This window comes from Ensifer sp. MJa1 (assembly GCF_037026475.1).
Taxonomy (GTDB): Bacteria; Pseudomonadota; Alphaproteobacteria; order Rhizobiales; family Rhizobiaceae; genus Ensifer.
In genome coordinates this window covers 1-18,497 of record NZ_JAKUMO010000008.1, presented here as the reverse complement: position 1 = coordinate 18,497, position 18,497 = coordinate 1, and the positions used below count along the sequence as shown (strand labels likewise).

Annotated in this window: 19 protein-coding genes, 1 tRNA gene and 1 riboswitch; of the genes, 8 read left to right on the top strand and 12 right to left on the bottom strand. The window is 62.2% G+C overall.

Features of this window, described 5'->3' with window-relative positions:
* Positions 1-129 precede the first annotated feature (129 nt).
* Together trxA and MKZ91_RS12905 are read right to left on the bottom strand one after the other, a co-directional pair.
* Positions 130-1,104 (bottom strand): thioredoxin, encoded by a 975-nt coding sequence (gene trxA, locus MKZ91_RS12910; RefSeq protein ID WP_336171270.1) that lies wholly within the window; start codon positions 1,102-1,104, stop codon positions 130-132.
* Positions 1,105-1,162: 58 nt separating this feature from the next.
* Positions 1,163-1,672 carry a prolyl-tRNA synthetase associated domain-containing protein gene (locus MKZ91_RS12905; RefSeq protein ID WP_336171269.1) on the bottom strand — a complete coding sequence of 170 codons (510 nt, stop codon included), beginning with the start codon at positions 1,670-1,672 and terminating at the stop codon, positions 1,163-1,165.
* 253 nt (positions 1,673-1,925) lie between these two features.
* On the opposite strand from MKZ91_RS12905, the gene MKZ91_RS12900 reads away from it, so the two are divergent.
* Positions 1,926-2,000, top strand: a tRNA-Gly gene (locus tag MKZ91_RS12900).
* 210 nt (positions 2,001-2,210) lie between these two features.
* Here the strand turns inward: MKZ91_RS12900 and MKZ91_RS12895 are convergent.
* The 9 genes from MKZ91_RS12895 to MKZ91_RS12855 form a co-directional block, all read right to left on the bottom strand.
* Complete coding sequence (locus MKZ91_RS12895) at positions 2,211-3,227, bottom strand: aldose epimerase family protein (protein ID WP_336171446.1); 1,017 nt, start codon at positions 3,225-3,227, stop codon at positions 2,211-2,213.
* A 288-nt stretch (positions 3,228-3,515) separates the two neighbouring features.
* A complete protein-coding gene (locus MKZ91_RS12890) occupies positions 3,516-4,700 on the bottom strand; it encodes a vWA domain-containing protein (protein WP_336171268.1) in 1,185 nt (394 codons plus the stop codon).
* A gap of 7 nt (positions 4,701-4,707) precedes the next feature.
* A complete protein-coding gene (metA, locus tag MKZ91_RS12885) occupies positions 4,708-5,634 on the bottom strand; it encodes a homoserine O-acetyltransferase MetA (protein WP_336171267.1) in 927 nt (308 codons plus the stop codon).
* A 60-nt stretch (positions 5,635-5,694) separates the two neighbouring features.
* Positions 5,695-5,772: riboswitch (SAM riboswitch) on the bottom strand.
* A gap of 241 nt (positions 5,773-6,013) precedes the next feature.
* Positions 6,014-6,463: an NUDIX hydrolase gene (locus tag MKZ91_RS12880; RefSeq protein ID WP_336171266.1), complete on the bottom strand. Its 450-nt coding sequence runs from the start codon at positions 6,461-6,463 to the stop codon at positions 6,014-6,016.
* A complete protein-coding gene (locus MKZ91_RS12875) occupies positions 6,460-7,299 on the bottom strand; it encodes an AAA family ATPase (protein WP_336171265.1) in 840 nt (279 codons plus the stop codon). The genes MKZ91_RS12880 and MKZ91_RS12875 overlap by 4 nt, the downstream gene beginning before the upstream one ends.
* Before the next feature lie 104 nt (positions 7,300-7,403).
* Positions 7,404-7,784, bottom strand: coding sequence for a RidA family protein (locus tag MKZ91_RS12870; protein ID WP_336171264.1), 381 nt, complete (start codon positions 7,782-7,784; stop codon positions 7,404-7,406).
* An 11-nt stretch (positions 7,785-7,795) separates the two neighbouring features.
* Positions 7,796-8,401 (bottom strand): 3-isopropylmalate dehydratase small subunit, encoded by a 606-nt coding sequence (gene leuD / locus MKZ91_RS12865; RefSeq protein WP_104665493.1) that lies wholly within the window; start codon positions 8,399-8,401, stop codon positions 7,796-7,798.
* 175 nt (positions 8,402-8,576) lie between these two features.
* A complete protein-coding gene (locus tag MKZ91_RS12860) occupies positions 8,577-9,008 on the bottom strand; it encodes a VOC family protein (protein WP_336171263.1) in 432 nt (143 codons plus the stop codon).
* A 192-nt stretch (positions 9,009-9,200) separates the two neighbouring features.
* Positions 9,201-9,455, bottom strand: a complete 255-nt coding sequence (locus MKZ91_RS12855) for a hypothetical protein (RefSeq protein WP_336171262.1) — start codon at positions 9,453-9,455, stop codon at positions 9,201-9,203.
* A gap of 125 nt (positions 9,456-9,580) precedes the next feature.
* Between MKZ91_RS12855 and MKZ91_RS12850 the strand changes: the two genes are divergently transcribed.
* Both MKZ91_RS12850 and MKZ91_RS12845 read left to right on the top strand, forming a co-directional pair.
* The gene (locus MKZ91_RS12850; protein ID WP_336171261.1) at positions 9,581-10,486 is read left to right on the top strand and encodes an HpcH/HpaI aldolase/citrate lyase family protein; all 906 of its coding nucleotides are present in this window, start codon (positions 9,581-9,583) and stop codon (positions 10,484-10,486) included.
* Positions 10,483-10,689, top strand: a complete 207-nt coding sequence (locus tag MKZ91_RS12845; protein WP_336171260.1) for a DUF1737 domain-containing protein — start codon at positions 10,483-10,485, stop codon at positions 10,687-10,689. The genes MKZ91_RS12850 and MKZ91_RS12845 overlap by 4 nt, the downstream gene beginning before the upstream one ends.
* Positions 10,690-10,807: 118 nt before the next feature.
* On the opposite strand, the gene MKZ91_RS12840 is transcribed toward MKZ91_RS12845, so the two are convergent.
* The gene (locus MKZ91_RS12840; RefSeq protein WP_034802708.1) at positions 10,808-11,242 is read right to left on the bottom strand and encodes a metallopeptidase family protein; all 435 of its coding nucleotides are present in this window, start codon (positions 11,240-11,242) and stop codon (positions 10,808-10,810) included.
* 168 nt (positions 11,243-11,410) lie between these two features.
* On the opposite strand from MKZ91_RS12840, the gene MKZ91_RS12835 reads away from it, so the two are divergent.
* The 5 genes from MKZ91_RS12835 (at position 11,411) to bfr (ending at position 18,326) form a co-directional block, all read left to right on the top strand.
* The gene (locus MKZ91_RS12835) at positions 11,411-12,364 is read left to right on the top strand and encodes an ImuA family protein (RefSeq protein ID WP_336171259.1); all 954 of its coding nucleotides are present in this window, start codon (positions 11,411-11,413) and stop codon (positions 12,362-12,364) included.
* On the top strand, positions 12,249-13,832 hold the full coding sequence (locus tag MKZ91_RS12830) for a Y-family DNA polymerase (protein WP_336171445.1): 1,584 nt from the start codon (positions 12,249-12,251) through the stop codon (positions 13,830-13,832). The genes MKZ91_RS12835 and MKZ91_RS12830 overlap by 116 nt, the downstream gene beginning before the upstream one ends.
* The gene (locus tag MKZ91_RS12825; RefSeq protein ID WP_336171258.1) at positions 13,829-17,182 is read left to right on the top strand and encodes an error-prone DNA polymerase; all 3,354 of its coding nucleotides are present in this window, start codon (positions 13,829-13,831) and stop codon (positions 17,180-17,182) included. Before MKZ91_RS12830 ends, MKZ91_RS12825 begins: the two co-directional genes overlap by 4 nt.
* Positions 17,183-17,557: 375 nt before the next feature.
* A complete protein-coding gene (locus MKZ91_RS12815) occupies positions 17,558-17,869 on the top strand; it encodes a (2Fe-2S)-binding protein (protein ID WP_442892270.1) in 312 nt (103 codons plus the stop codon).
* Positions 17,835-18,326, top strand: coding sequence for a bacterioferritin (gene bfr, locus MKZ91_RS12810; protein WP_034802698.1), 492 nt, complete (start codon positions 17,835-17,837; stop codon positions 18,324-18,326). The genes MKZ91_RS12815 and bfr overlap by 35 nt, the downstream gene beginning before the upstream one ends.
* Positions 18,327-18,497: the final 171 nt, after the last annotated feature.

Sequence of the window (18,497 nt, the reverse complement as noted above, 5' to 3'; positions counted from 1 at the left end):
GGAGCACCGATCTTGGCGCATCGGCTGCGATCACGACGGTTTCAGGCACAGATCGCGCGAGTATCGTCGGGATCGTTCCCATGGGTACGGCAGCGGTGGCGACGCGCGGCAAACGTCGCCGGCCGGACCTTACGAAAACAGGATCGAAGACAGCTTGCGCCGGGCAGCGATCGTTGCCGGGTCCTTCGGGCCCCAGACTTCGAAAAAGGAGAGCAGCTCGCGACGCGCGCCGTCATCGTCGAAAGCCCGGTCGCGCTTCATGATCGCCAACAGATGGTCGGCGGCAGCCGTCCGGTCGCCTTCGACATTGCGGATCTTGGCGAGCAGCATGCGCGCCTCATGATCATCGGCGTTTGCAGCAAGGCGCCGCTCGAATTCGTTGGGATCGCCGAGCTTGCGGGCCTCCTCGATCTGGTCGAGCTTCTTGGCGATCGCGGCAATGCTGGCATCCTTGGCGAGGTCTTCCGGCAGGCTGGAAAGCGCTTCACGGGCTTCTGCGAGCTGGCCGAGCGCAATCATGCAATCGACCATACCGGCAATCGCCACGACGTTTTCGGGATCGGCTTGAAGCACGGCGCCATAGAGGCCGGCAGCATTCTGGGCGTCACCGGCATCGATGAGCGCCTTGGCGTCGGCGAGAACCGCTTCGATCTCGGCCTTGCTGTCATCGACGGCGGGGCCGGCGATCTTTTCGATGAACTGCTTGATCTGGCTTTCGGGAACTGCGCCCATGAAGCCATCCACCGGACGTCCGCCGACGAAGGCGATGACGGCCGGGATCGACTGGATGCCGAGCTGGCCGGCGATCGAGGGGTGATCGTCGATGTTCATCTTGACGAGCTTGACCCGGCCTGCGGCTTCCGTGACCACCTTTTCGATGACCGGGGTCAACTGCTTGCAGGGACCGCACCAGGGGGCCCAGAAATCGACGAGAACCGGCTGCTGGCGGGACGCGTCGAGCACGTCCTTGGCGAAGTTGGCGGTGGTTGTTTCCTTGATCAGGTCACCACTTGGTGCTGCCGCCGGCGCCGGCTGGCCGAAGGAGGCCGAGGCCGTCATCTGAGTGCCGAAGGACCCTGCATAGGGATTGTCGCTGCCCGTCATTCTTCTCTCCTCGCCGGCTCGTCGTCCAGCTTACTGCATTCGCGCCAAAGATCGTATGTCAGGCCGTGACTTTCAAGACAAGCGGTTCGTGTCCGGTCGCTTCCATGAAGCGCAACAGATCCTTCGATGCAATCGAGGTGGTCGCGTCGTTCGAGAGCGGATGGCAGTTGACGATGTCGAACTTCATCAGCTCCTCGTCGAGGATCATCTTGACGTTGCCTTGGGTGTCGTTGATCGCGCCGAAAGCGGTCACTGCACCTGGAATGACGCCCAGATACTCCATCAGCTTCTCCGGCTTGCCGAAGGACACCTTGCTTGCCGCACCGATCACCTGGTGAACGGTCTTGAGATCCACCGTCGCGTGCTCCTCGACGGTCAAAAGGAAGTAGTTGTCCTTCTTGTCCTTCACGAAGAGGTTTTTCGTATGGCCGCCGGGCATCTCGTCGCGCAGCGCCACCGATTCGGCAACCGTGAAGACCGGCTCGTGGTTCTTGGTTTTGTGCTCGATGCCGAGATTGTCGAGAAAACGGAAGAGGTCGTCGGCGGACTTCGGCTGTGATTCACTCATGATTCTCATCCCTTGGGCGTTCGTTTTCGATCCTGCTTTAGGGGAGAAGCGCGTCGGCGCGCAATCTCACAGGCGGCGATGCTCGCCAAAAACGCGGCATTTCCGGGCTTTGCGCGGGGTCTCCAAAAAAAATATTCGATTTCTCGTCATTTCCCTGTTGCATTCCAAAATCGCTTAGGCCATATACCGCCCGTCGCCGCAAGACAGCGCCGACGCCACGGTCCACCGACTACCCCCGGGCCGAGGTTAATGAGCGGGTGTAGCTCAGGGGTAGAGCACAACCTTGCCAAGGTTGGGGTCGGGCGTTCGAATCGCCTCACCCGCTCCAATTTCTCCCAACCACTTCATTTCGCAGTCCTTTTGAAATGAAACGGCGTTTGCCGCCAAGGCATTTCTCATGGCTTGTTGTCGGGCGCAGCGCGCATCGCGGTCGAGTTATGCGGGGGTAAATCTCTCCGTTGACCTCCGTCAGGCCCCCTTCCGAGATTGCATTCTTTTGCTGCCGGCCGCCTATGCGAACGCGCTCGCGCGCGCCCATTCAGCTCTTCATGAAGACATAATCGGTTTCCTGCCGGCGTGTTTCGCCGGGGCGAAGCACTGCGTTCGGGAAGCCGGCATGGTTGGCCGCATCCGGCCAGACCTGGGTTTCCAGGCAGAAGCCGGCAAAGGGGCCGTAGCGGCGGCCCCCGAGGCCGGGGACGGGGGTATTCAGCTTCGCACCGGTATAGAGCTGCACGCCGGGTTCGGTCGTCAGCACTTCCAGCGTGACGCCGGAATTGATGCTGCGGGCAAACGCCACCGAGTGCTTCGCCATGCGCTCGTCCGAAAGACAGAAGTTGTGGTCGTAAGTGATGCGCTCGCCTTCGGTCTGGCGGCGAAGCGGCGTCATTTCCCTGAGATCGAAGACGGTGCCGTCGACGGCAAGGATTTCGCCCGTCGGAACCTGCAGGTCGCTCGTCGGCAGGTAGTGGTCGGCGGCGATCATGATGTCGTGGCCAAGCGCGTCGGCGCTGCCGTCGAGATTGAAGTAGCTGTGCTGGCAGACATTGGCGAGCGTCGGCTGGTCGGTCGTGCTCTCGTAGACGACACTCAAGACGCCGCCAGGCTTCAGGGTGTAGGTGCAGGTAACGGAACAATTGCCGGGATAGCCGGCGCGTCCATCCGGATCGGTGATCGTGAGCGTCACGCTGTCCGGCGTCTGGCTTGTGATCGTCCAGTTGCGCTTACCGATATTGTCGCTGCCGCCGTGCAGATGGGTCACGCCCTTCTCGTTCAGTTCGAGCTGGTATGCCTTGCCATCGAGTGTAAAGCGTCCATTGCCGATGCGATTGGCGCAGCGCCCCGGCGTGGCGCCAAGATAGGGCGAATGGGCGAGGTAGCTTTCAAGATCGGTGAAGCCAAGCACCAGTGGCGGCTCATGGCCCTCGAGCCGCAGGTCTTGGATGACAGAGCCCCAGGTGAGCACATGGGCGGTGAGCCCCCCGCCGGTGAGCACCACACGATGGACCGGCTCGCCGGATGGCAGGTGGCCGAAGATTTCCGTGCTCTGATGCATGCTCACCGCTTGCTCCCCTCTACAGCGCCGCGCGTCTCCCGAGACGCGCAAAGGTCGCTGTACGCTTTAGAATTGCTGCACATTTTGCCCTTGGTTCGGTTAGGATCCAAGGAAACATGCAGCGGTGCGATGGCAGCAACCTGCGTCATTTCCGAAAGCGCGGCAACCAAAAATCTTACTATGTCGCTCGTTATATCGACGTCGATTCAAGGACGAAAATCTGCCGCCAGCCAAAGCGCCACGGCGACCTGAGGAGATGCACGGCGCTGCGAGATTTTCGGGGTGATTTCAGCGCGATAGTTGTTTGGTGGCATCCTGCAGACCGGCAAGCGTCAAAGGGAACATCCGCCCTTCGAAGAGCTTTCTCACCATGCCGATCGACTGGGTGTAGGCCCAGTGCTGTTCGGGCACGGGATTGATCCAGATCGAGCGTGGAAAATGCGCCGTCATACGCGAAAGCCAGAGGCCCCCTGCCTCGTCGTTCCAGTGTTCCACCGAGCCGCCGGGATGGCTGATCTCATAGGGGCTCATCGAGGCGTCGCCGACGAAGATGGCACGATAGTCGCCGCCATAGGTGCGCAGCACTTCCGTCGTGCGGGTGATATCGGCGCGGCGGCGGCGATTATCCTTCCACAGGCCCTCGTAGACGCAATTGTGGAAGTAGAAATGCTCCATGTGGCGGAACTCGCCACGGGCCGCGGAAAACAGTTCCTCGACGATGCGGATATGGTCGTCCATCGAGCCGCCGACGTCGAAGAACATCAGGAGCTTCACCGCATTGCGCCGCTCGGGGCGCGTCACCACGTCGAGATAGCCGTGCTCGGCGGTGGCGCGGATCGTGCCCGAGAGGTCGAGTTCGTCGGCAGCCCCCTGGCGCACCCAGCGCCGGAGCCGCTTCAGTGCTACCTTGATGTTGCGGGTGCCGAGCTCGACGGTATCGTCATAGTCTTTGAATTCGCGCCGGTCCCAGACCTTCACGGCGCGGCGATGGCGCGACTGGTCCTGGCCGATCCGGACACCCTCAGGATTGTAGCCATAGGCGCCGAAGGGCGAGGTGCCGGCGGTGCCGATCCATTTCGACCCACCCTGATGCCGGCCCTTTTGTTCCTGCAGCCGCTGGCGCAAGGTTTCCATCAGCTTGTCGAAGCCGCCGAGAGCCTCGATCATCCGCTTTTCTTCCTCGGTCAGGTGTTTTTCTGCGAGCTTGCGCAGCCAGTCCTCGGGGATGACAGCCTCTTCGCCCGCTTCCATGGGGTTGACCGCCTCAAGACCGGAGAAGCAGTGCTGGAACACCCGGTCGAAGCGGTCGATATGGCGCTCGTCCTTCACCAGCGCCGTGCGCGCCAGGTAGTAGAAGGCTTCGATGTCGAATGTGGCGATGCCCGCCTCCATCCCCTCGATCAGGGAGAGGAATTCCCGGAGCGTGACCGGGACTTTCGCTGCCTTGAGTTCGAGGAAGAAGGGGATGAACATCGGTCAGTCAGCGCTTTCCTGTACCGATCTCGGCGAGATCATAGGGCGTGGTCTGGTACATCTCGTTGATCCAGTTGCCGAAGAACAGATGCGCATGGCTACGCCAGCGGTTCTGCGGCGGCAGGGTCGAATCATTGTGCGGGAAATAGTCGTGCGGCATCTTGATCGGAACGCCCGCATCCACGTCCCGGAAATATTCGTCCGACAGCGAGGTCGAATCATACTCCACGTGGTTGAACATGTAGAGGCGGTTGCCCTTCTTCTCATGCACGAGGCAGACGCCCATTTCCTTCGATTCCATCAGGATTTCGAGGCCCGGCACCTTGTCGATATCAGCGCGCCTAACCTCGGTCCAGCGCGAGACCGGAACGGCGAAATCGTCGGAAAAGCCGTTGAGATAGACAGACGAGCGATTGAGGTTCTGGTGGCGATAGACGCCGAAGGCTTTTTCCTTCAGCGGATATTTCGGCACGTCATGGAAATGGTAGATCGCCGCCATCGCGCCCCAGCAGACGTTGAGCGTCGAATGCACGTTGGTCTCGGTCCAGTCGAGGATGCGCTTCAGCTCCTCCCAATAGGTGACGTCCTCGTATTCGAGCGTCTCGACCGGTGCACCTGTTATGATGAAGCCGTCGAACTTGCGGCCCTGTACCTCTTCCCAGGTCTCGTAGAAGGAAAGCAGGTGGTCTTCGGATGTGTTCTTGGCCCGGTGGGCGCCGATGCGCACCAGCGACAGCTCCACCTGCAGCGGCGAGGCGCCGATCAGGCGCGCCATCTGGATCTCAGTCTTGATCTTGTTCGGCATGAGGTTCAGGAGCCCGATCTGGAGCGGGCGGATATCCTGACGGATCGCCACGGTCTCGGTCATCACCCGCACGCCCTCATGCACGAGGGTTTCGAAGGCGGGCAGCGTATCGGGAATCTTGATGGGCATGGGCTTCACTCGATCAATACAAAAAAACCGGCGGCGATTGATCGCGACCGGTCCTCGGAAATCCAACTTTCCTCGGCCCTTTAGCGACTTGTTTAACGTGGCTGCAAGCCGGCCGGCCAAATCACCACGAGGAATTTGATAGCGCGACAGGAGCGTGAGGGTCAAGAAAAACGATTCGGGCGGTGGTAGCGGCCCCTCATCCGCCTGCCGGCACCTTCTCCCGCGGGCGGAGAGAAGGGGATCCGTGGCGCTTGCTCGTCACCCAATTGGTGTCCTCACTCGCGGCGCCAGGTGCGATGCCGGATGGTATCGTCTCGTAGCGACCAAGGGTGGTTCGCGTCCCCTCTCCCGGCCTGCGGGGAGAGGGGTAGTCCTCGGGTTAAATCCGAGGAGAGGGGCAAGTCCGCAGCAGATGCAGAGCGTCCTGCATCCCATAGCCGAGCCTGTGGCTGGCCTCCTCGATCTCAAGCCAGAAGAAGCGAAACCGGATCGGCCCACCACCGCCAAAGGGTGTCATTTCATGATGCACCCAGCTTTCCTTCTGCTCTCCGGCAAGCGCAACGTGAAAATAGTGCCGCCGATGGCAGACGGTCCTGTCGTCTTTCCGGTACGAATAGTCCTGCATCACGAGGTGCGTGAACGGCTCCAACGGCGTCAGCCCGGTCTCCTCGACGAACTCGCGCGTCGCCGCAGCTTCCGGGCTCTCGCCCGGTGCCATCGTGCCACCGGGCACCTGCAGCTTGATCTCGGGGAAATCCGGCTCGTCGAAGACCAGCAGCTGATCTCGCCAGGTGGCGTAGATCAGGACCTTGTGGGCGTCGGGCGTCATCCGTCGCGGCGCGCCATGAAGGCCAGGCGTTCAAAGAGATGCACGTCCTGCTCGTTCTTCAGCAGTGCGCCATGCAGCTTCGGTAGCATGGACTTGGGGTCGGCCCGAAGATCCGCCGGATCGACCTCGTCGGCGACCAGCAGGCGGATCCAGTCGAGTGCTTCGGAGGTCGATGGCTTCTTCTTCAGGCCTGGCACCTGGCGGATGTCGTAGAAGGCCGCAAGGGCTGCCGAAAGCAGCGTCTTGCGGATGCCGGGATAATGCACCTCGACGATGCGGGCGAGCGTGTCTGCGTCGGGGAAGCGGATATAGTGGAAGAAGCAGCGGCGCAGGAACGCGTCCGGCAGTTCCTTCTCGTTGTTGGAGGTGATGATGACGATCGGCCGGTGGCGGGCGCCGATCATCTCGCCGGTCTCGTAGACATGGAATTCCATGCGGTCGAGCTCCTGCAACAGGTCGTTCGGAAACTCGATGTCGGCCTTGTCGATCTCGTCGATCAGGAGCACCACGCGCCGCTCGGCCTCGAAGGCCTGCCAGAGCTTGCCCTTGCGGATGTAGTTGCGGACCTCATTGACGCGCTCGTCGCCGAGTTGGCTGTCGCGCAGGCGCGATACGGCGTCATACTCGTAGAGGCCCTGCTGCGCCTTGGTCGTCGACTTGACGCTCCATTCTATAAGCTCGAGATCAAGGGCCGCAGCAATCTGGCGAGCAAGCTCGGTCTTGCCGGTGCCGGGCTCGCCCTTGACCAGCAGCGGCCGCTCCAGCCGGATCGCGGCGTTGACCGCGATCATCAGGTCCTTGTCGGCGATATAGTCGGCGGTGCCCTCGAATTGCATTTTGCGTCTTCCGATTCAGCGTAGGTCTGGCAAGCGAAGTCCATGGACTACCGCATCTTGGCCGAAATCGGAATCGTTTTGACGAGAGGTGGTGCGAGAAGGTCTCAGCCGCGAAGGGCGGTGACTTCGATCTCGATCAGCATTTCCGGGCGGATCAGGTCGCAGACGACCATGGTTGCCGCCGGGCGGATCTCGCCAAAAACTTCGCCGAATATCGGGAACACCCGGTCGGCGAAGCTGGCGTCGGTGACGTAGTAATGATTGCGCACCACGTCGGAAAGCGAGAAGCCCGCTTCCTTGAGCGCGCCCTCGATCGTCTTCAGGCAGTTGCGCGCCTGCTCCTCCACCGTCTCGGGCATGGTCATGGTGGCGTAGTCGTAGCCGGTCGTGCCGGAGACGAAGCACCAGTCGCCGATCGCGACGGCACGCGAATAGCCTGCCGTCTTTTCGAAGGGCGAACCCGAGGAGATGAGCTTGCGCGCCACTTGGTTCTGGCTCAGGCCCAGGGGCGCGAAGCGCCGACCGACTTCTCGAAGCTGTCGATGGCGGTTGCCTTTTCCAGCGTCAGGCCGATGTCGTCGAGGCCGTTCAAGAGGCAGTGGCGCTTGAAGGCATCGACCTCGAACTTGACCGAACCGCCGTCCGGGCCGGTGATTTCCTGGGATTCCAGGTCGACCGAGAGGATGGCGTTGGAGCCGCGCGAAGCGTCGTCCATCAGCTTGTCGAGGTCAGCCTGGCTGACGACGATCGGCAGGATGCCGTTCTTGAAACAGTTATTGTAGAAGATGTCGGCAAAGGACGTGGAGATCACGCAGCGGATGCCGAAGTCGAGCAGCGCCCACGGGGCGTGCTCGCGCGAGGAGCCGCAGCCGAAGTTGTCGCCGGCAACCAGGATGCTGGCATTCTGGTAGGCGGGCTTGTTCAGCACGAAGTCCGGGTTGACCGAGCCGTCCTCGTTGTAGCGGGCTTCGGCGAAAAGGCCCTTGCCAAGGCCGGTGCGCTTGATCGTCTTCAGGTAATCCTTCGGGATGATCATGTCCGTGTCGATGTTGACGACGGGGAGGGGGGCGGCGACACCGGTGAGCTTGACGAATTTTTCCATAACTTCAGGCCTTCGATTTCAGAAGAATGTTGCGCTAGCGTTTAGATGAGTTTTGCGCCGAAATGAAGGAAAATCTGTTCAAATAGGCTTCGCCAGGCGGGTGAAATTGCCCGCCCGGCAGAACTTGCGTCCGGATTTCGATCGTCGGGCCGGCCTCAGCCTGCCTCAGCCTGCCTCAGCCTGCCTTCACAGGGCTGTTCATCGCCCAGAGGACGCCGAAGGGGTCGCGCAACTGGCCGTAGCGATCGCCCCAGAACATCACCTCGATCGGCATCACCACTTCCGCACCCGCGGCAACGGCGCGATCCCACCAGGCATCGATATCGTCGACGGTGAGCGTCAGCGTGAAGGCCTGCGGCTTTTCCAGCGGATGGCCGTATTCCGGATAGGCGTCGGCGAGCATCAGCGAGCTGCCGTTGACATAGAGGTGGATGTGCATCGTGCGGCCCTGCTCGTCGAGCGGATGCCGGTTCACTTCCTTGCCACCGAAGGCGCGCTGGTAGAATTCGGACGCCTTGGCGGCGCCGTCGACCTGCAGATAGGGCAGAAGGCCGCTCAGGACCGGCGCCGGCTGCTGCGTTTCGGTTTGCTGCGTCTGGGTATCCATCGGGTTTCTCCATCCTGTTTTAAGGAGCCAGGACCGTTGCTGGCCTGCCTCAAGGACGGACGAGGAACGCCCGTTCCGACATCGGGATGGAAAAAATTTTGAGGCCCGGTGCGGCACCTCGTTTGCGGTCGCCGCAAGGTGCGGGCCGATCACGGATCGGCCCGTTTGTGTATTCGTCCGGATCGAGGGAGATCAGAGGTCGATGATCGTACCGCGACCGTCGTTCCAGATGCGCATCTCGCGCTGACCATGAGCGGCAGCGGCGGCGGCCGGACGGGCGGTTGCGCGGGCCGGCTTGAAGTTCAGCCGGGCGGCAATGGCGCTGCCGATCACGACGACGGCGGCGATGCCGGCCAGCGCCAAGGCCAGCGAAGCGGTCAGAACGAAGGCCGCGAACGTGATGGTCAGGGCTGCGGCCGTAAAGAGAACAGAGCGAATGCTGTGCATGATCCTCACCTTTCTGATGGCGATGTGGTGGTTCGCGCCGGCACTTGCAAGAGGTGGCTTTTCGAAAGAGGTGCGGCGGTTCGCCTCTTCTTGCGGAACGGGTGAAAGGCGGGCACAACTGGGGCATGAGCAAATCGACAGACAATCACCCTGTGCACCTGCGTCGCTCGGTGCTTTGTGTGCCCGCCGACAATGCCCGGGCGCTTGCCAAGGTCGCCGAGCTGGCGGCGGACGCCGTGATCTTCGATCTCGAGGATGCGGTGGCGCCCGAGCGCAAGGCCGAGGCGCGTGCGGCGCTGGTAAAGCACCTCACAGTGAACCGGCCGGATTGCGAAATCGTCATCCGCATCAACGCGATCGGCTCCGGCTTCGGGCAGGACGACCTCGTTGCGGCGCTTGCGGCGAAGCCCGACGCTGTCCTTCTGCCGAAGGTTGAGAGCCCGGCGGATATCCAGGCGGCGGCCGATTGGCTTGCCGAAAACGATGCGCCGGAGACGCTGCGTCTCTGGGCGATGATCGAGACGCCGCGTGGCGTCATCAACGCGCCCGTCATCGCCGAGACCGGCCGCACCTTCGGTGGGAGGCTCGACTGCTTCGTCGTCGGCCTTAATGACCTGCGCAAGGAAACCGGCGTGCCCGATCGCCCCGGCCGCCCCTATCTGATCCCCTGGCTGATGCAGATCCTGCTGGCTGCCCGTGGCGGCGGTCTCGACGTCATCGACGCGGTGTTCAACGATTTTCGCGACGCTGATGGTTTCGACGAGGAATGCCGGCAGGGTCGCGACATGGGTTATGACGGCAAGATGCTGATCCACCCGGCCCAGATCGGCCCGGCGAACGAACGTTTCGGCGTCGAACAGATCGCCGTCGACGAGGCGCGTGCAATCATCGCCGCCTTCGCGCTTCCCGAAAACGCCGGCAAGGGTGTCATCAACCTCGACGGACGCATGGTCGAGCGGCTGCATCTCGACCAGGCCGTAACGCTTGCCGCCAAGGCGGATCTCATCGAAAAACGAAAGACAAGATCTTGAAACTCTACCGCTTCCTGACCGGTCCCGACGACGCCACTTTCTGCCACAAGGTGACGGCGGCTTTGAACCAGGGCTGGAGCCTGCACGGCTCGCCGACTTACGCCTTCAACGCCGACACGCAGCACATGCAATGCGGCCAGGCGGTGGTGAAAGAGGTCGAGGGGAAAGAGTACACCCCGGATATCAAGCTGTCGGAGCAGTAGTCGCAGCTGCCATCAGCGACTGCTCCCTCACCCTTGGTGTCGTCCCTCTGCGGGGATGGTTCATCGAGACGAGCGGGCCGGCAGGCCGGATGAGGGGCAAAGCGAAACGGTGAGCTTGTTAGCCGCCGACATGCTCGACGCTGGCTTCGATCCGTTCCATGTCGTCGTCGGAAAGGCCGAAATGGTGGCCGATCTCGTGGATCAGCACGTGGGTGATGATGTCGCCCAGCGTCTCCTCGTTCTCGGCCCAATAGTCGATGATCGGACGGCGATAAAGCGTGATGCGGTTCGGAAACTGGCCGGTTTCCATGGTGAAACGTTCGCTGATGCCACGGCCTTCGAAGAGGCCGAGCAGGTCGAAAGGCGTTTCCAGCGCCATGTCCTCGAACACGTCGTCGCTCGGAAAGTCGGCAACTTCGATGATGAGGTCGGTTGTCAGCTGACGGAATTCCTGCGGCAGGTGGCCATAGGCCTCCAGCGCAAGCTGCTCGAAAGTGGTAAGCGTCGGTGCGTGGCGTTCCCGCCAATCATCGGTCTGGTCAATGCGGGCCATAGGCACTCCTTGTTGCCCTCCATATAGCGATTTTGCCAGTGTTTTTCGAGTGTTGAATTCCGCGCCCCCAGGGAGAGGAATAAATTCTTATAATTGGCTGTTGACTCATTTGGGAAGCTCTGGAATCTAATAGAACATAACATGAACATTTGATGGGAGTTGACCGTCATGGCCGACAAAGCCGTGCAGCGGGAGACGGTGCTTTCGCTGCGAGAGACGATCGCCAGGATCGAAAACCGTCGGCTTCCGGGCGTCGTTCGCGCCGCCAAGGCGGCCGATCCCGGCGGCTTCCGTCCGCGCGAGGACGATGAGCCCGGCCGCCGGGCGCTGGCACTCGGCATTGCGGAACTGGACGACCTTCTCGACGGCGGCCTGCCGCTTGAAGGCTTGACGGAAATCCGCAATGCCGAGACGCGCGATGCGGGTGCGGCCGCCGGCTTTACCGCAGCGCTCAGCGTGCTCTGCCAAAAGGCGCGGCTCGAAAAGGGCGAACCCGTGGCTCCCGTTCTCTGGATCAGCCAGTCGATGGCGTCCAACGAGGCGGGCATGCCCTATGGGCTTGGTCTCAAGGCCTATGGGCTTGATGTGCGCGGCCTTGTCTTCAGCCTGCCACGCACGGTGAAGGATGCGCTGTGGATCGCCGAAGCCGCTCTTTCCGTCCCGAGCTTCTGCGCTGTCATTCTCGAAATTCGCGGCAACCCGGCAGCCCTTGCGCTCAGCGAGAGCCGGCGCCTGCATGTCCGCTCAAGGGCGGGCCACGTCCCCCTTCTGCTTTTACGCCAGTCCGGACACGAGGAGGCCAGCAGTGCCTTCTTTCGCTTCCTCGTCGAGCCGGCGCCGGCGCGCGAGCGCCCGCTACCGGATGGATCGATGCTTCGCGGCAGCATCGGTCATCCCGTCTTTCATGTCATAGCCGAGAAGAGCAGGGCTCCTGCGCCGCTCGGCTTCCAGCTGGAGTGGAACCCCCATGACCGCCGCCTTTACCCCGTCGAGCCCCTACCAGCCGCTGCTGCGGCAGATCCAGAACCAGCGCATTCTGTCGCTCGCCTTTCCGCATCTTCCGGCCGATCGGGTCGCCCGCAAGCGCTGGGGGAACTCGTGGCTTTCCCGCGGGCGTCCTGAGCATCCACCCGTCGTCTTTGCCGACAAGGTGAAGAGTGCGATGCGTGTCGTTGCGCTCGATGGTTTCGCCGAAAAGGCGGGTTTTCACATCGGCCAGGGCGTTGCCGAGGCCCGGGCCATGTGTCCCGAGATCGACGTACTGCCGGCCGATCCTGCCGCTGATCGGGCGCTGCTTGCGGGCCTTGCGGATTGGTGTTGCCGCTACACGCCGCTGGTCGCGCTCGATGGCGACAGCGGCCTCTTTCTCGACATTACCGGCTGTGCACATCTGCTCGGCGGCGAAAAGGCGCTGCTCGACGACCTGCTTGCCCGCCTCTTTCACCTGGGCGTCGAGGCGCGGGCGGCGATCTCTTCGTCCGCCGGGCTTTCCTGGGCGGTGGCGCGCTTCGGCTCCGAAGGTGTTATTGCCCCGGATGAAGCGGCACGGGAACTGGCACCGTTGCCGATGGCAGCCCTCCGGCTGCCGCTGGAAATGATCGAAACTCTGGGCCGGGTCGGGCTGAAGCAGATCGGCGACATCCTCGAAGCGTCACGCGCGCCGCTTGCCCGCCGGTTCGGCGCGAGCCTGCTTTTGCGTCTCGATCAGGCGCTCGGGCGGGAGGACGAGCCGCTGTCGCCGCGGCTGCCCGTCGCCGCCCTCTCCGTGGAGCGCCGCCTCGGCGAACCGGTCCAGGGTGAAGACGATATCTTGGGCCTGGCGGAAGAGCTGGCGGCCCGGCTGAAGCCGGAACTGGAGAAGCGCGGCGAGGGCGGGCGGCTGTTCGAGCTTCTGCTCTTCCGTGTCGACGGCGCCGTCTTCCGTATTGCCGCCGGCACATCCTCGCCGCTCAACGAACCGCGGCGCGTCGCCGGTCTCTTCCGAGAACGCCTGCAGGCAGTGCACGAGGATCTCGATGCCGGCTTCGGTTTTGAGATCCTTCGGCTCTCGGTACCAAAGAGCGAAAAATACGAGGTGATGCAGGAGGATTTTTCCGGCACGCCCGATCGCGAGCGCCCGCTTGCGGCCTTTGCCGACCGGGTGATGGCGCGCTTCGGGCCTGAGAGCCTGCTGGTGCCGGCTCTCTCGGAGAGCCACGTGCCTGAACGGGCGGCAAGCTTCCGTCCGCTCACGGATCTGGCGCTCATGGGCAAGGCCGAGGTGCCGGCGGAAAATATCCCGGCGACCCTGCTTGCCGCCACAGCCCGGCCGCAGCGGCTCTTTCCAAGCCCCGAGCCGGTGGAGGCGGTGGCCGAAGTGCCGGAGGGACCGCCCCGAAGCTTTCGCTGGCGGCGTACGTTGCATCGCATTGCGCGGGCCGAAGGGCCGGAGCGCATTGCCGGCGAGTGGTGGCTCGATGGCGAACCGGCGCTGGAGCGCGACTATTTCCGGGTGGAAGATGATAGTGGCAGGCGGTTCTGGCTGTTTCGCGAGGGCCATTACGGTGCCGGCGCCCCGCCGCGCTGGTTCATGCATGGGGTCTTCGCATGAGCACGCCCTATTTCGAGATCGGCGCCTGGTCGAATTTCTCCTTCCTCGAAGGCGCCTCCCATCCGGGTGAGATGGTGGTGGCCGCAAGCCGGCTTGGCATCGGCGGCCTCGGCATTGCCGACCGCAATACGGTTGCCGGCGTCGTGCGCGCCCATGCGCAGGCCAAGGTGGAGAAATATGCCTTCCAGCCGGGTGCGCGGCTCTCCTTTGCCGAAGACCTGCCTGATGTGCTTGCCTATCCCTCAAGTCGTCGCGGCTGGGGCAATCTCTGCCGGATGCTGAGTGCTGGAAACCTGCGCGCCAAGAAGGGCACCTGCACGCTCTATGAGACCGATCTCATCGAATGGGGTGAGGACCTGTTGCTCGCCGTGCTGCCCGATCCCGTCATTGGCGCGCCGGAGGCGACGTTGCTTGGCGATTTCCTCAAGCGGCTGAAGCCGCATTTCGCCGACCGGCTCCACCTGGCGCTGGTGCCGCGTTATGACGGCTTTGACCAGTTCGCCTTTGCCGGGCTTGCGACCATTGCCCGCCAAGTGGGGATCAAGCTCGTTGCTACGAACAGTCCTCTGTTCCATTCGGCCGCAAGGCGGCCGCTCGCCGATGTCGTCACCGCCATCCGCGAGCATGTGACGATTGCTTCGGCCGGCTATCGGCTGCATGCCAATGCCGAACGGCATCTGAAGACGCCCGCCGAAATGGCGCGCATCTTCCGCGACTATCCGGAAGCGATCACCAATGCCGGTCAGTTCTTCGGGAGGCTGAAGTTCTCGCTGTCGGAGCTCGAATATCAATATCCGGACGAAAGCATTCCGGGCGAGACGCCGACGCAAACCCTCAGGCGACTGACGATGGAGGGCGCGCACGCGCGCTATCCCGAGGGAATTTCCAAGAAGGTTTCCAAGCAGATCGAATACGAACTCGGCCTGATCGCAGAGAAACGCTACGAGCCCTACTTCCTGACGGTGCGCAATATCATGCAGTTTGCGCGGGGCGCTGAAATCCTCTGCCAGGGGCGCGGCTCGGCGGCCAACTCCACCGTCTGCTATTGCCTGCGCATCACCGAGGTTGATCCGCTTTCGACCACCCTGCTTTTCGATCGTTTCATCTCGACCGAACGCGACGAGCCGCCGGATATCGACGTCGATTTCGAGCATGAGAAGCGGGAACAGGTGATCCAGCATATCTACCGCACCTACGGCAAGGAACATGCGGGGCTGACGGCCGCCGTCATCAGCTATCGGGCGCGCTCGGCCGGCCGTGAGACCGCCAAGGCCTTCGGCTTTTCAGAAGACGTGCAATCGGCGCTGGCGGGTTCCGTCTGGGGCTGGTCGGTCGCCGATCTCTCCGAGCGCGAGGCAAAGGCCGCCGGTCTCGATACCAAGGACCCGACGACGGTGCGTGTGCTCGATTACGCCATCGAACTGATGAGTTTCCCGCGCCATCTCTCCCAGCATGTCGGCGGTTTCGTCATTACCCGCGACCGGCTCGATGAGGTCGTGCCGATCATGAACACGGCGATGCCCGACCGATACATGATCGAGTGGGACAAGGACGATCTCGACACGCTGAAGATCCTGAAGATCGACGTGCTGGCGCTCGGCATGCTCACCTGCATCGCCCGCGCCTTCGAACTGCTCGACCGGCATTACGGCGAGAAGAAAACCCTGCATCAACTCTTCAAGGATGACCAGAAGGACGTTTACGACATGATCTGCCGCGCCGATACGATCGGCGTCTTCCAGATCGAGAGCCGGGCGCAGATGAGCATGCTGCCAAGGCTGAAGCCGCGCATCTTCTATGACCTCGTCATCGAGGTGGCGATCGTCCGGCCAGGGCCGATCCAGGGCAACATGGTGCACCCCTATCTGAAGCGAAGGGAGCAGCGCGCCCGCAATATCCCCATCGAATATCCGAGCAAGGAACTGGAGATGGTTCTGGAGCGCACGCTCGGCGTGCCGCTGTTCCAGGAGCAGGCGATGCAGATCGCCATTACCGCTGCCGGTTTCTCGCCCGGCGAGGCCGACCAGTTGCGACGCGCCATGGCGACCTTCAAGCGCACCGGCACGATCCATACTTTCCATCAGAAGATGATCGAAGGCATGGTCAAGAACAACTACCCGCGCGATTTTGCCGAGCGCTGCTTCAAGCAGATCGAGGGCTTCGGTGAATATGGCTTTCCCGAAAGCCATGCGGCGTCCTTCGCGCTCCTGGTCTATGTCTCGTGCTGGCTGAAGACCTATTATCCCGATGTCTTCTGCGCAGCACTTTTGAACTCGCAGCCGATGGGGTTTTATGCGCCGGGGCAACTGGTGCGCGACGCGCGTGAGCATGGGGTCCGGGTGCGGCCTGTCGATATCAACCATTCGGTCTGGGATGCGGATCTCGAAGCGGGAGGCTTCGACAAGCGCGCCATCGAGCCGCGCCACCGCGAGATGGCGGACGTGATCAAGACGGCGAGGGCGATGCGCCTCGGCTTCAACTCGATCAAGGGGCTGAGGCAAGAGGAGATCGAGGGCAGGCTCGTTGCCAACCGCGGTACCGGCTACCGGACGGTGCGCGAACTCTGGCTACGCTCGGGCCTCTCCCGTGCAGCGCTTGAAAGGCTCGCCGATGCGGACGCCTTCCGCTCGATCGGGCTTGACAGGCGCAAGGCGCTCTGGGCGGTGAAGGCGCTCGATGAAAAGAGTGCGACCGAGCGGCTGCCGCTCTTCGAGTTACAGGCACAGGAGGACCTGCGACCGGAGCCGGCTGTCGATCTGCCGGAGATGCTGCCGGGCGAGCAGGTGATCAACGACTACCGCTATCTCTCCTTCTCGCTGAAGGCGCATCCGGTTTCGTTCCTGAGAGCGCAGCTTGCAGAACAGGGGATCGTGCAGAGCCGCACGCTTGCGACCGCCCCGGTCGGTCGGCGGGTGACGGTCGCCGGGCTGGTGCTCGTGCGCCAGCGTCCGGGCTCGGCCAAGGGTGTCATCTTCATGACCATCGAGGATGAGACCGGGGTTGCCAATGCGATCGTCTGGCCGAAGGTGTTTGCGACCTACCGCCCGGTGGTCATGGGCGCGCGGCTGGTCAAGATCCGCGGCCGGCTGCAGCGCGAAAGCAGCGTCATCCATGTGGTGGCCGAGCACATCGAGGACATCACGCCGATGCTCGGGCTGTTGCGCAAGGAGGCGCGACGGTTCGGAGCAAGCGATCGTGCAGACGAGGCGCTGAGACCAACCGGCGATGCACGTGAGAAAAAGGCGCTTGGGGATCTGCGCCTGGCGATGGCGCGCCGCACCGGTGGCCAACCGGAGCAGGCGACGGCAGAGGTGGCGGGGGTCATGCCGAAGGGCCGCAATTTCCACTAGAGCGACCGCTGCGCCACTGCTGCGGCGGCGATACAACTGAGCCCTGGGCGAGCCCAATCTCTTCAAGCGGGCCCACAAGGGGCAGGAAAATTGTTGAGGCCGCCGCCCCCTGGAAGAGGTTTTCGCCCGGCCGGCATCCTCTTTGTCCCAGGTGTGTAAAAGTGTCGCAGGAAGCGGGCATCATAAAGTATAACTTGCCCGCAGGAATAGTCTTCTCAATTTCTCTAATATTCTGAAAACACGAAGCTTTCCATCAAGTTTAGAGTCGTTCTAATCCATCTGCAACCTGCGCTCGCGGAGTTTTTAGTTGACACTAAATGTCCTGTTTTGCTTTATGCGCAAATACAGGACGTTGCGTACGACAAGCGAGACGACATGCTGGTTTGCAGCTGCAATTTCATCACGGAAAAAGAGATCGAGGACACGATTGTCGGCCTCCTCGACGAAGACTGTTGGCAGCTGATCGTGCCGGCGAAAGTCTATCACGCGATGGAAAAACGCGGTCGCTGCTGCGGCTGTTTCCCCAATGTCGTCGACATCATCATCCGCACCACCGAGCAATATCACGCGCACCGCGACTCGACGGACGCAGAGATATTTGATTTCATGACCCGCCTCAAACAATTCCATGAAGACAACCGGAGGGCGGATCTTGAAAGGCGACAAAAAGGTCATCGAGCAGCTTAACGAAGCGCTCTATCTCGAACTCGGTGCCGTCAACCAGTACTGGCTGCATTACCGCCTTCTGGAGGATTGGGGCTATACGCTCCTGGCCAAGAAGGAGCGCGCCGAATCCATCGAGGAAATGCAGCATGCGGACAAGCTCGTCGCCCGCATCATCTTCCTCGAAGGCCACCCGAACCTGCAGACGGTTGCGCCGCTGCGTATCGGCCAGAACGTCAAGGAAGTGCTGAAGGCCGACCTTGCCGGCGAATATGACGCCCGCACCGCCTACAAGAAATCGCGCGACATTTGTCACGCCGCCGGAGACTACGTCTCCATGAAGCTCTTCGAAGAGCTGCTCGCTGACGAAGAAGGTCACATCGACTTCCTCGAAACCCAGCTTGAGCTGCTCGACAAGATCGGCGAAGAGAAATACGGCCAGCTCAATGCCGCACCGGCAAACGAGGCGGAAGCCGACTGAGCACGGCACATTCCCAAACAGAAAGGCCGGCGTTATCGCCGGCTTCAGACCGCTGACAAACCCGTCGATATTTTCGGCGGGTTTTTGTTTTTGGGGCAGGCATTTTTGTTCGGGCTGTTTTGTCGGAGAGAAAGAAGGGGGCCTTGGCTTACGCCATGCTGCGCTTTGGCG